Below are 12,998 nucleotides of genomic sequence, written 5' to 3'. Positions count from 1 at the left end.
GCCGTGTGTCTGGGTTAATGGCGGTATCAGTAGGGCGGGTGCTCACAGTGCTGTAGGTCAGAGACCCGCTTGCAGCCAGAGAGCGTCTTAGGCGGGAGCTTCCCTTGGCACGACAATGTTCGCGCCAGATTGGTCGCGAGTTCCTCAGCGATCGAACGCGATTCCGAGATAGGTGCGATCGTCGGTCCAACTGTCATATGCCGAGCCCTTCACGCTGGCATAGGGGCCGATCTTATCGGGGTCGAGCCGCTCGACCTCCGCGAAGCTGGCTTCCCACGCCGCCACGCCGAAAGCCTCGGGCTCGGCGAAATAGCCGTCGCTGAAGAGCTCGAGCCTAGCAACTTCGGTCGCAGGATAGTCCGCCGTGAACACATGCCGCTCGGCGACAGGAAAGCCGTCCAGCACACCATAGCCCAAATCGCTGCTGGGATGATTGGCAAAGGCGCGCTGGCCGCTGATACCGCTATCGATCAGGCGCTCGATCTCGGCCCGTGAGATCGTCGGCATTTCCTCGTCGCAGAGATGCAGCACATGTGCTCTCACCGTGGCGCAAGCCTCCGCGCCCAGCCCGGCCGGCGGCTCGCGCAATCCGTTCCAGACGGCATTGTCCGAAATCCTGCGCTGGGACAACGGATCAGCCCGCATCTTGCCGAGGTGCGCCCAGCACTCGCGCCGGATCAAGGCCGTCACGCGGTCGAGCGGCTTCGCTTCGACATGGTGGATCGTGCCCAGCGCCTTCCCCCCGAGCCGGATGCCGGAATCGCCGATCGAGATCAGCTGCAACGTCGGGCCGTCATGATAGCCAAGCGCCAGCGTGCACCCGATCCGGGCAGCGGGATCGGTCGACGCCTTTTCCAGAAGGCCATGAGCCGCATAGCCCGCGCGCAGGGCATCGCCCAGGGCCTTGACGAGTCTATCCACCCGCTCCTGGCCGCCGCGTACGCTCAGGTCCTCGGCCAGAAGGAAGCGCGTGACCTCTGCCGCCACCAGGCCTGAAGCGAAACGACCGGCCCGCATCGCACCGAAGCGGCGCCCGCTGCGGTCCGTCACCCCATCGATCACAGCATAGCCGCGACCCGGCAGGATGACGGCGCTGTCCTCGTTCTCCTCGGGATGGGCGAAGCGCTTGCCGAGGCTGAAGCATTCGATCTGCATGGTCGTCGTCGAGTCCGGCAGTCAGTACGTGCCCGTCGCCCCTGTCACTGACCGGTCACCTGCCGCCACTTCTCGATCATCGCCTTGGTGCCGCCGAGCTCCTCGACGGATTTGAGCTTGACCAGGGTCAGTTCAGAGAGAGGCTTCACATCGCCCGGCGCGGCGACGTCCTTGCGCACCGAACGGCGCCCGGCCTCCTTGACCAGCGCCTCCTGCGTCTTCTTCGACAAGGCCCAGTCGATGAAGCGCTTCGCGGGCTCGGGATTGGGCGCGCCCTTGAGCATCGCCACGCCGTCGGGCGAGGTCGTGGTGCCGTCCTCGATGTAGGCGATCTTCACCGCCGCGCCGCCGGCGACATATTCTAGCGCGTTGTCCTCAAGCGTCAGGCCGAGCGCCGCCTCACCATCTGCGACGAAGCGCGGCACCGCACCGGAGCTGTCGGAGAAGATGAAGTTCTTAGCGAGCTTGCCGTAATTCTCCCAGCCCTTGTCGCCGCCGGCGGTGAGCACCGTCGTCATCTGCTGGAAGGCCGAGCCGGAATTGTCGACGCGGGCCGAGGCGACCTTGCCCTTCCATTTCGGATCGGAAAGCGCAGCCCAGGTCCTCGGGATGTCGGCCTCCTTGACCATGCGATTATTGACCATGAGCACGTAGATCACGGTCGTGTAAGGCGTCCATGCGGGGCTACTGATAAAGCGCTCGTCGATGGCACCCTGGTCCTTCGGGGCATACGGCGCGAGCAGATCGGCATTCTCGCCCAGCAGCGATCCGGTGACGCTCCAGATTACGTCGGCCTTGGGCGCGCCCGCCTCGGCGCGCGCGCGACGGAAAACATCGCCGGAGCCGAGCTGCACCACTTCGGCCTTGATACCGGTTTCCGCCTCGAAGAGCGGGATCATCTTCTGCACGATCGAGGATTTGTGTGCGGTGTAGAGGACGACCTTGTTGTCGGCGGCAACCGCCGCCTCCGTAGCGCCAAGGAGGCCCGCCGCCACCAAGATGCACCCGACCCAGTTGCTGCTCGACGTCATGGTCCGCTCCCCAAATCTCTTCTCAAGGCGCCGATCTGCGCCGGCGAACGATCGGCCATCTTGCCGTCCAATCGCGGTCATGCGCAACTAGGAGAGGGGCGAGGGTTCTTTGCCGGTATGGCCTATCTGAACGTCGAAGGCGCTATCAAGCGCTATGGGGCTACGACAGCGCTGAACGGCGTGTCCTTCACCGTCGCGAAGGGTGAATTCTTCACGCTGCTCGGTCCGTCGGGTTGCGGGAAAACTACCCTGTTGCGCTCGATCGCCGGCTTCTCGCAACTATCCGCAGGCAATGTCGAACTCGACGGAACCGATTTGCTGACGGTGCCGCCGCACAGGCGCGACATCGGCATGGTCTTCCAAGATTATGCGATCTTCCCGCATCTGACAGTCGCCGAGAATGTCGCTTTCGGCCTCAAGGCGCGCAAGGTCGCCGCTTCCGAGATCCGCGACCGCGTCGCGGAGGCGCTGGCGACCGTCCGCCTGTCGGCGCTTTCCGAGCGGCTACCGGCGGCGCTCTCGGGCGGCCAGCAGCAGCGCATTGGCATCGCCAGGGCGATGGTGGTGAAGCCGCGCCTGCTCCTCATGGACGAGCCGCTCTCCAATCTCGACGCAAAGCTCCGGCTCGACCTGCGCGACGAGATCCGGGACATCCAGCGGACGATCGGCATCGCGGCGATCTACGTCACCCATGATCAGGAAGAGGCGCTCGCCATTTCCGACCGGATCTGCGTGATGGACGGCGGCTCGATCGAGCAGATCGGCACGCCGCAGCAAATCTATGGCCAGCCGGCGACACGCTTCGTCGCTTCCTTCGTCGGGACGATGAACCTGCTGTCGCCGGCCGCCTTCGGCTTGCCGGACATGCTTGGCGTGGCGCAATGGGCCTTGCGGCCGGAGCGGCTGCGGCTCGCCGAGGGTGGGGCGGGCGAGCACGGGGCCTCGGATTTTACCGGCCTCGTCGAGCATTTCACCTATCTCGGCCGCGAGGCCCATCTCACGGTGCAGGCACAGGGGCATCGGCTCGTCGCTCAGATCGCCGCGCCGCCCGCGGACCTCGCCATCGAGACGGGCCGGGAAATCCGGCTTGGCTTCGACCGGGCCGACCTGCACGCTTTCGATGCTGCTGGGCGGCGCGTTCGGATGGAGCGTGCGGCATGAGCGCCGTCGCCGCCCCGGCCGGACGCAGCGGCTGGCATCCGGACTTCTGGACACTCGTCGCGGTGGGGGCCTGGGCGATCCTGATCGTGCTGCTGCTGGTTCCGCTCGGCCTCGTCCTGGTCTCCAGCTTTCGCGACGAGAGCGGCCAACTCACATTTGCCAACTGGCAGAGGCTGTTCACCAGCGCACGCTATTTCAATGCCCTCGTCAACACGCTGATCGTCGGATTCGGCGGTCTGGCGGGCGCGCTCCTGCTCGGCTCGGTCATGGCCTTCTGCATGGCCCGCATCCGGATCGCGGGCGGCCGCTTCGTCTCAATGATGGCGATCCTGGCGCTGGTCTCGCCGCCTTTCATTGGTGCCTATTCTTGGATCGTGCTGTTCGGCTCGGGAGGCATCGTCAGGCAAACCCTGATGGGCTGGGGCATTTTCATGCCGCCGATCTACGGCGTCTGGGGCATCCTCATCGTCTTCGCCTTCAAGTTCTATCCCTACGTCTATCTGCTGACCTCCGGCGCGCTCGTCAACATCAACCGCTCGCTCGAGGAGGCGGCGGAGAATCTCGGGCTGACGCCGTTCCAGCGCGTCATCAAGATCTCCTTTCCGTTGGTGCTGCCGGCGCTCTCGGCCGGCGGACTCCTGGCGCTGATCCATGCCATCGCCGATTTCGGCACGCCGCGCCTGCTCGGACGCGGCTTCAACGTGCTCGCGACCGAGGCCTACACCGCCTATTCCGCCGAGATCGGCTCCAATCTCGGCATGGCGACCACGCTCAGCCTGGTGCTGATCCTGATGTCGATGGTCTTCGTCTTCATCCAGCGCTACATGTCGCGGCGCAACGTCTACCACAGCAACCTGATCAACCGACCGGATAAGATCCAGCTGCGCGGCTTCGCCAATGTCGCGGCTCATGCGGCGGTCTACTTTATCGCCCTGGGCGGAGCGATGCCGGCGATCATCGCGGCGATCTACTCGGTGCGGAAGACGAACGGGCCGGTGTTTCAGCCCGGTTTCGGCCTCGAGAGCTACAGCCGCATCATCGCCACGCTCGGCGACGTCGTCCGCAACTCGCTCGTCTTCTCCGGCGTCTCCGTGCTGCTGATCGTCGTCGTCGGCACGCTGATCGGCTGCCTGGTGGCGAGGCGCAATTCTGCCCAGAGTTCGCTGCTCGACGCGACGCTGATGGTGCCCTACGTCATGCCGGGCATCGTCATCGGCGTCGCCTTCATCGCAGCCTTCAACACGCCGCCATTGGTGATGACCGGTACGGCTGCGATCATCATTCTCTCCGTCTTCATCCGCCGCTTGCCCTATGCGGTGCGCTCCTCGGCGGCAGCGCTGCGGCAGGTCGGACCGAGCATGGAGGAGGCGGCGGTCTCGCTCGGCTACAGCCCGGTCCATGCCTTCATCAAGGTCACGATTCCGCTGATCCTGCCCGGCATCGTCGCCGGCGCGATGCTGTCTTTCGTGACGGCGATCAACGAGCTCTCATCCTCGCTGGTGCTCTATGTCGGCGGGACGATCACGATGCCGGTCAAGATCTACATCGCGATCAACGACGGCGACTACGGCACGGCCGCCTCGCTTTCGACAATCCTGCTCGTGCTTAGCGGCAGTGCGATCTACCTGGCCTTCCGCCTGCTGGGACGTGACGAGCGCGCACTGCTGTAAGCCGCGCACCATGTGCGGCTTGGCGGAGTCGCGATAAATTTCGAGACTCAAGTCGAGGGCGAACTGGCCGTCGTGCGTCGGCGCGACGCGCCACAGAGCGGCGCGCAGACGGCGCTATTGGACATCTCCGATCAGTGGATGGCGCCCATCTACACTCGAGCGTGTGGGTCGCCCCGCCGTCTCGGTCGAGACGAGCGAACGATCATTCCGCAACTTATCCGATAGACGGCGCCAGACATATTAAGCCTGCAGCCCTGCACTGCGCCAGTTGCGGACATTGGCACGTCGCCAGGAAGCAGACATTCTTGGATTCTTTCATCGCCCTCGCAAAAATGCGCGACCTTCGACAACCAGATCTCGCTTTCAATGGAGGTCCGGACAGCGCGCCCCGGCACAAGCGGCGCGCTCAAAATTCCCAGCTGGCGCTATCCCTCAGGTCTTTACCGAACCCAAATGTCCGACTCGACTTGCAGTTAAGGATTGGTAAAACACGCGCGCTGCGGGGGAAAGTCTATGCGTACGTTACTTGTTCTGGGTGTATTGGCGGCAGCGGCTCTGCCGGCTCTAGCTCAATCGCCGGCGCCGTCAGAAGCGCAAAAGCGTAGGCAGCATGTTCCCTACGTTAGAGCCGCAACCGATTGCGTCGCAGCCGTTGTTCGTCGGGACGATGGCTTCGATGGCGCGGTCGCATATGACAGCTTTCAATCGCTGATCAATCGCGCAGTTTCGATTTGCTCGCAGTCGATCTCGGTGATGATTTCGGCACACGACGCAATCTACGGCTTCGGCGGGCAAGCTTTTTACACGGGCCCATATCTCACGGATCTGGAACGCGCTGTCCGCGTGCGCTTGGCGAGCCAGATCGCGAGCTCTCGCGTCAACGCCGAGCGCACAGCAGCTGAGCGACAGGCAAACGAGGAGCGCGAGCGCGCGGAACGACAGGCCAGGCTGGAGAAGGAAAAGGCTGAGCGCGAGGCTGCTGCAGCACATGCCGAAGCTCAGCGGATCGAAGCCGAGACCCGTGCAAAGGCAGCTAGGGCCGAGAGGACTGAACTCCTTGAGAAAACCCGAGACCTTATCCGCACAAAAACGCTTGCCTGCATTGGTAAGGAAGGAGCGACCATGCTCCTGACGGACGAGAAGGCGGAGGTTGTCGCGAAAGCGGCCATGATCTTCTGTCAAAGCGACATAGATGCGCTGGTGAAGGTCACTACCGAGCTGGCGGAAAATGAGTCAGGTGGGCTGTCAGATCGCTCAATGGTACGCAAGATCGCCGAGGATCGGGTTCGTGACGTCGTTACCGCTTACGTCATCCGCTCGCGCGGCGATCTAATTGGGAAGAACCTGAAAGAGCAGCAGGCTCCTGCCAAACCGGCCGAGAGCTCAAGAAACTCACCGACTCTATAGAGAGTGGACTCATTAGCGCGGAGCTATAGCCTGATTGATGCGAGTTTGCCGAAGGCGAGGTAATTCGCCGCGAGCTTGTAGTAACGCGTTGCGACACGTCGGCATTGCTTGATCTTGTTGAAGAAACCGACCAGATTTCGGGCGCGATAGAGATGGGGCTAAAGCAGATCGTGTCATTGCGATTGCGCCTTGGCGGGATATTGGCCCGCTTGCCAGGGCTCTGATCCAGCCCGCATCATACCCGAGATCAGCCAGCAGCATCGTTCCCGACTTACTGTCCTAAAGTGGACATTCCCGATGACAGCTACGGGCCAGCTTGGACCGTTGCGTCGCCATGCCAGCTAGAGTGCCGGAAAGCAGACGCTCCAGATGTCAGCTAGTGGCCATCTTGGGAAATTAGACCGTGCGCACATACGGACCCTGCCGTTATGGATGCCTTGCTGACACGCAACATCGCGCCGAACCCGAATGGGGGAGGGAGCCGGCCAATCAACCGCCAAAAGCCCACCAGCGGCAACTCACGCCGTCGATGGAAGATGACCATCTTACTTGCGAACTGTAATCGGGGCACCTGAGAAGCGCGTTTGACGCCCGGCTAAGGCCGGGCGTCCAGAAGCAGATTGCGGAACTCGACCGACAATCGCGGCAACACTATGCCTCTCTCTTCACTGTGATGGGAACCATAGTTCGCCGCAGTCGCAGGGAATTACTGCGAATTTTGTTGGGGTGCGTGGAGAGGCTTTGCGTCCAGCCTTCCGCGTTCGGGTGCAAAGTTCTTCCGCAACAAGGAGCGGATCGAGCGATTTTTCCGGCATTCTGTGCAGAAAAAAGCCCGCCTCTCACTGGGAGAGACGGGCCAACACGTGGCGAGTTCGGGACTAAATTCCCGGTGGGATATCCGATCGCCGATAAAGCGTCAGCGGCACGATTGACTTGTCGAAAGCCGGCTCGACCCCGTTTGCTGCCAGGAGCTTCTTGCACTCATTGAAATGCAGGTCTCGCTCGCGCGCCAGTTCCTGCAGCGAACCATACGTCGTGCAAAAGGCATCCAGATCGGCCGCCCTCACCGCGGTGTACGGACACCTGTTGAGTGGGCTGATCGCACGTTCCGATGGAAGGATGCCAGACCGCACCAAGGCATCGACCACGGCAGTGCTTGTCTTCAACTGAGCTTCCACGGCACGCAGTGTCAGTCTGTCGCCGTGGTCTCCGCGAACAAGGTTACGGACTTCCGCCGCGTTCACCAGGATCGACATGTAGCCTTGCTCTCCGGCGACCTGGCCGACCCATTTCAGCGCCCCGTCGAGGATCGCCCGCACGATCTCGATGGCGCTGCAATTAGCGCGCTTGGCGGCTCCGGGGATCCGGTGGATGGGCTCGGCATAGAAGGGAACGATTTCGGCCCTAGCCGAGAGTGCCGTTAGGAAATCGTCGAGCTCCTGAGTGTCGTAGGCCTTGCGCGGGAGATCCTCCTGTCCCGAGGTCGCGAGCGGCACGATGAGGCCAGCCTGAGCCAACAGCCTGGTGTGGACCCTGCCAGCGTTGAGGTAGGTTTGTGCCTCGAGCTCGCTGATCGCTCGCTTTGCCTTGAGCAGGATAGCTTCGGCGTTCGGCGCGGGGAAGATCACCCTGTCGTCGGTCAGGTCGCGATGGTTCGAGGGAATGGTCCCAGCGGCAGCAAGGAGGCGCCGCAGCCGCTTCGGATGCAGGCCAGTTTCGAGAGCGGCAGTTCGAATGGAATGCAGCTTCCGCTGCTCCACGATCTGGCGACCATAGAGCCTATCCTCCGGGCCGACCGGAGCGCTGTTGCGCACGACGTCAACGATGATGCCTCGCAGAGGGTCGTACGCATCGTCGCGAACATCGGTCAGCCATGTATGCAGGCGACCGAACCAGGCCTGAGGGCCGGCGGAATCGGATGCGGCTCCCTTATAGTTGGCCCGCGTGCGCTCCAGGAAGGCGCGGATGCCGCCGTCGCCGCCGCTGACGATGTCGTAGCCAGCCTTGCCTGCCTCCCGCCACTGGTCGTCGGTCATGGTCTTGATTGGGGCCTTGCACCCGAATACCTCAACGGCACCGATCATCTCGCACGCCTTGGCTGCGGCATGCCAAGGCAGGGCGTCCAGCCAATCCGGCCCCGCTTTGCCATCGAGCCGATCGATCAGATAGCCCTCCAGCGGCGACGGCTTCACGACCTCTGCCTCGGACGACAGGCCCTGAATCTTGCTGAGCGAGGGGGCGAGGCAGCGCGCGAAGTCGTGCAGCATGGTCGGCGTATCGACGTGGGCGACCTCCATCAGCGCAAGGCCATGATGCCTGCACGCCCGGATCGGATCGAGGAGCCAATCGACGCGACCGCTCGCCATCCAGGGGTTGGCGTCGTCTGCCAGATCGTCCGCGATGCACCGCGGGCAGACCACGACTTTGGCGCGCCTCAGCGTCGCCTTCTGCATCTGTTGACCGCGGAGCCCGAAGTTGGCTCCGGTCCTGGTGATAGTGGCATTCATAAGCGGCTCGACCGGGCAACCGACCAACCCGGCAACATGCCGGACCGCTTCCGGATCCCCGTCGACGATCGCCTGGAATGGCATGCCCATGTCGAGAGAGAAGCTGCGGACTGACGGGGCGTTGTGGCGAACCGCAAGTCGGGAGACCAAGCTGGCGGGAGTCTCGTCCAGGCGAGCAGGCACAGTGGGAAAAATGCGCATCACTTCTTCCTCTTCGGCGAATTGCGTCCGGACGACTTTGGCTTCGGGTCGCCGGCGAGGATCGGTTCGGGCGGCATCTCATCGAGCAGAATCAGGCTGGCATCAATGTCGTACCAATCGGGCGCGATGAACGGATTCATCCTATCGCCGCATCCGGTCCGGTCGGCGAACGCGTTAGCGAAATGTGCGATCTGGAGCTCATCATCGGCGGAGATGAGGCAATCCTCGATCGCCTCATGGATCAGTTCCACCGCGATCCCGTAGCGATTGAGAGCGGCATGGCCCAGCCGCGGCCCGATCGCCTCCGCGAAGCCCTCTGCCGTCGCAATCGATGCGACGGAGCAGCAGCGGGACAGCGTCTCTGCGATGAGCGGCGTGTCGGCCGGCATCGACAACTGCGGCAGCTGGATGAAGCGGCCCCTGCGCCGCACTTCGTCGATCTCGCGCATGGCGGGGACGAGGCTGGGCAGGCCGCTGATGACGAGCCCGACCGGCCACTCGTTCGAGACCATGATGGACTTCATCGCCTTTCGGATCGTGTCAATCTCCAGAACATTTGCGTTGTCCGTCAGGTTGTGCAGTTCGTCGAGGTGCAGCAGGAGGATGCCTGCTGTCTTCAGCGCCTCGTGAACGCGGGCCCAGAGCAGATACTCGCGCAGGTCGCGCGCCAGCGGATACCCGAGGGCGTGGAGGATGCTCATGCCGAGCGACTTGAGCGTGCACGGCGCGGGAACGGTCACGCTGATCAGAGGGCAGCCGGAACCGGGGTGCCCGTAGCCCTTCAGGGCGGGGTGGGTCCGGAACAGCCTCTCGATGGAAACGGTCTTGCCGGTGCCGGCCTCACCAACCACTACAATCGCACGAGCTTCCTTCCGGAGCGGATCGGCATCGGTCTGACCATGTGCACGCCTGCTGACGATTGTGCGGATCAGAGCATTCATGCCCTTGTCGAGACGATCGTCCAAATCTGTTACGATGTACTCCGCGCGAACGTTTTCCATCGTATGGATGATTGTGCGCTGAGACTCGGGCAGTGAAGCGCGGAGCTGGTCGACAGCAGAGTTCGAAGTTGTATCGCTCACTGGCTCAGGCCTTCGGCTTAATGATGCGTGAGGGAGCGGACTGCGGCACCGCCGAAGTCGGCTTGCCGCTAGGGATCGCCTTGGCCATCAGGTCGATGGATGCGGACGCAGGCGCGGAATTCAGGTCCTCCGGCGAGGCGAAGCCGAGACCGACCTGCTGTTCGAGCCTATCGAGTTCTTCCTGGCTCGGGCGCGTCGCCTGGATGTTTGCGCGGATCTGGGCCTTGCGGGCCATCTCCCAGGCGTCGCGGATCGCTGCGGCGACGATTGCATCCGTCAGCTTCGCCTCGGCCGCGTAGCGGCGCCTCAGATCCCTGGATGCCGCAAGCCAGATGTCGGTCGGCACGTCATCGAAGCCTGTGCGCATGCACGGGACCGTGACCCATCCCGCGCCAAGGCGCACAGACACGTGCCCAAGGTCAGCAGGGTCGAGCTTCACCTCGATGTCGACGTCGCCGTGATGGCGCCTGTGGGCCTGCAGCTCGAGGCAGTTGTAGAACAGCCCCAGGCATCGGACACCCCTGGCCGTCACAGTCCGGTTCAGATCGATCCCGAAGATCGCGCGGCGCACGTGGCGATCGGGCGCCGGGATGATGCCGAACTTGCCAACCAGGCGCGACCATGCGTTGGCCGGCGTCTCGCCGCCCAGCCCCGCGTGCGGCGAGTTGTGGTAGACGTCCACGACCCACCGGACCAGCATCTGGCAGAGTTCCGTGACGGTGAGGCTTGCTCGTTCCTCCGGCTTGTAGTCGCCCTTGGCATCGACGGACCCGAACGTACGCCCGGTGAATGGCGCCAGTGTCTGGTCTTTCATCGTGCGGAACAACCTTTCGATGGTCGCCCGCAGCCAAGCCAGCGCGGCCGGCGGAGCGTCAGGATCGCATCCAAGGTCGATGACCGTGCGTCGGAAGGCCCCCGACATGAATGCGGCGCCCTGATCATGGACGATGCATTCCGGGCTGCCGTGATGCTCCCAATGCCAACCGGCTCCGACTGCGTCGGCATAACGCCGCTTCGGCGTGACGACCATCTCCAGCGTTTCGATCGCCAACTCGGCGCTGACCCCCGCCGCGACCTTCATGCCGAGGATGATGCGTGTGGCGACATCGATGGCCACGCAGACCCAATAGCGCTTCTTCTTGAGCTCTTCCTGCTGTTCCGGCGACAATCCCTCCAAGATGCCGGCGTCGTCGAGCAGCGTCATCAGGTCGATCTTCCATTCGTCCATCTCGACACGCTGCAATGGGCGCTCCACATCGGGGCCGTTCGCCACCATGAGGAAGCGCTTCATCGCCGCCGGCAGACCGTGGCGCCCGGCATAGACGTCGAACTCCGGCATCGCCTTGATCTCGGCGCCCAGCCTTTTGCAGGAGGGGGCGGCCAGGGCCGGCATGCCCTGCGCGACGCGGTTGCGATTGATCACATCGAGCGCTGCCAGGAGCTTGCCGTACACTGCACGGATCGTGGGGCGATTCTCCGATGCATAGAGCAGGGCGAATTCGGCAAGCATACGCCGGATCGCCGGATCGAGGCGGGGAGTGATCCGGTCGCCGCTGCGTCGGTATCCGCAGCGGAGCGCCGTCGCGCGCAGCCCCGCATTTTCAAACGCTTTCACCCATTTTCTCAGGGTGCGGGGGCTGATCGAAAGCGCCGCCTTCTTGTTTCCCGGGCGGACCGGGATGAGATCGCCGTCGTCGTTGCGCTTGGCCTCCTCGTTCTGACTAGCAACGACATACGCCTTGTCGATCTGTTCGATGGCCAGCTTCATCGAGGCGTCGGACCTCGTCGCCTTCTTCTCGGCCTCCAGCTTGAGGAACGCCGCTGCATAATAGCGGCGCGCCAGAACCATCTCGCGCTCCTTGATCGGGATATCCGCGACGATATCCGCGTCACTTTCCAAGCGAGCTGCGATAGCGGCAACGTCGAACGCGCCGCGATCGAACCCAAATCTCGATGTCTGCGACAGAAGGCTCAGCCGCTCATGGCTGAAGTCTTCGAGCACGCCGGGATCATCGACGCGGGCGAGCACATAGCCATGGGGCAGGGACTGGCGCATTCGGTACTCGATGCCGTCGATGCTGAGACGGTCAGTGGGGCCGATGCGGAACTTGGGGATGTACACGTTCATCACGCGGCCTCCCCAGCATTGGCTGTAACCTGGGTCGAGTAGCCAATGCGCGACTGGCCAACGATGAAGATCACGCCGTTGGCGATCATCCGCGCGACGGAGCGGAAGGCGTCTCCGCCACGTCCGCTCTCGTGGACCAGCGCGCCGATCGTCGTGACCGAGGTCGCCCTAGCCAGCGAGAGCACAGCCGCGTCGAGATCTGGGTCCGGCGCCCGACGAGCGTGATGCAGGAGCACAGAGTTGTGGACCACGTCGCGCGGCAAATCGGCGTCGGTGATCAGGAGCACGCCGTCGGCGACACCGCGCGGGAGCTGGGTCGCGATCATCCCGAGGACCTCGCCGAGGCGGTGGCGCTCCGCGCGAGCCTTCGGCTTGACCGCCACGGCCAGCTTACGGCCATCCTTCAGGGTAGCGAGAAAATCGAAGGTGTGGCGGTGCTTCTGGCCCGCAGCGTCAACCCATGCGACCGAGGGCGGCTGCTCCCTCAGATCGGCGACCGTGGGATGGGTCAGGAGGAAATGCGCAGCCTTCTTTTCCAGCCCGCTTTCGCACATGATTTCCCGTGGCGTGGCGCCGCCGACTACGGACGGGCGGCACGCGCCGCGGCTTTTTCCATGGACATGCCGAGAGGTGACTGAGCTGCCCGGGGGGTGCCA

General features: G+C 63.6%; 9 protein-coding genes and 1 pseudogene. 3 read left to right on the top strand and 7 right to left on the bottom strand.

Features of this window, described 5'->3' with window-relative positions; genetic code table 11:
- Nucleotides 1–144: 144 nt before the first annotated feature.
- Both VGN82_RS12345 and VGN82_RS12340 read right to left on the bottom strand, forming a co-directional pair.
- Nucleotides 145–1,155, bottom strand: coding sequence for a hypothetical protein (locus VGN82_RS12345; protein ID WP_327527304.1), 1,011 nt, complete (start codon nucleotides 1,153–1,155; stop codon nucleotides 145–147).
- A 44-nt stretch (nucleotides 1,156–1,199) separates the two neighbouring features.
- Complete coding sequence (locus VGN82_RS12340; RefSeq protein ID WP_327527303.1) at nucleotides 1,200–2,186, bottom strand: extracellular solute-binding protein; 987 nt, start codon at nucleotides 2,184–2,186, stop codon at nucleotides 1,200–1,202.
- Nucleotides 2,187–2,303: 117 nt separating this feature from the next.
- Here VGN82_RS12340 and VGN82_RS12335 point away from each other — a divergent pair, with 117 nt between their 5' ends.
- From VGN82_RS12335 to VGN82_RS12325, 3 genes are all read left to right on the top strand, one after another.
- Entirely contained in the window at nucleotides 2,304–3,347 is a 1,044-nt protein-coding gene (locus VGN82_RS12335) for an ABC transporter ATP-binding protein (protein WP_327527302.1), read from the top strand.
- Nucleotides 3,344–5,017, top strand: coding sequence for an ABC transporter permease (locus tag VGN82_RS12330; RefSeq protein ID WP_327527301.1), 1,674 nt, complete (start codon nucleotides 3,344–3,346; stop codon nucleotides 5,015–5,017). Before VGN82_RS12335 ends, VGN82_RS12330 begins: the two co-directional genes overlap by 4 nt.
- A gap of 513 nt (nucleotides 5,018–5,530) precedes the next feature.
- Nucleotides 5,531–6,424, top strand: a complete 894-nt coding sequence (locus VGN82_RS12325; protein ID WP_327527300.1) for a hypothetical protein — start codon at nucleotides 5,531–5,533, stop codon at nucleotides 6,422–6,424.
- A 23-nt stretch (nucleotides 6,425–6,447) separates the two neighbouring features.
- Here the strand turns inward: VGN82_RS12325 and VGN82_RS26465 are convergent.
- From VGN82_RS26465 to VGN82_RS12300, 5 genes and pseudogenes are all read right to left on the bottom strand, one after another.
- A pseudogene (locus VGN82_RS26465) lies at nucleotides 6,448–6,697 on the bottom strand (IS5/IS1182 family transposase); the annotation flags it as partial.
- Nucleotides 6,698–7,302: 605 nt separating this feature from the next.
- Nucleotides 7,303–9,132: a TniQ family protein gene (locus VGN82_RS12315; RefSeq protein WP_327527299.1), complete on the bottom strand. Its 1,830-nt coding sequence runs from the start codon at nucleotides 9,130–9,132 to the stop codon at nucleotides 7,303–7,305.
- Nucleotides 9,132–10,214, bottom strand: coding sequence for an ATP-binding protein (locus VGN82_RS12310; RefSeq protein ID WP_327527298.1), 1,083 nt, complete (start codon nucleotides 10,212–10,214; stop codon nucleotides 9,132–9,134). The genes VGN82_RS12315 and VGN82_RS12310 overlap by 1 nt, the downstream gene beginning before the upstream one ends.
- A gap of 4 nt (nucleotides 10,215–10,218) precedes the next feature.
- The gene (locus VGN82_RS12305) at nucleotides 10,219–12,342 is read right to left on the bottom strand and encodes a Mu transposase C-terminal domain-containing protein (protein WP_327527297.1); all 2,124 of its coding nucleotides are present in this window, start codon (nucleotides 12,340–12,342) and stop codon (nucleotides 10,219–10,221) included.
- A complete protein-coding gene (locus VGN82_RS12300) occupies nucleotides 12,342–12,896 on the bottom strand; it encodes a TnsA endonuclease N-terminal domain-containing protein (protein WP_327527296.1) in 555 nt (184 codons plus the stop codon). Before VGN82_RS12300 ends, VGN82_RS12305 begins: the two co-directional genes overlap by 1 nt.
- Between the last annotated feature and the right edge of the window lie 102 nt (nucleotides 12,897–12,998).

Origin of the sequence: Allobosea sp., assembly GCF_035999205.1 — a bacterium.
Taxonomy (GTDB): Bacteria; Pseudomonadota; Alphaproteobacteria; order Rhizobiales; family Beijerinckiaceae; genus Allobosea.
This window is presented reverse-complemented; position numbering and strand designations above follow the sequence as displayed.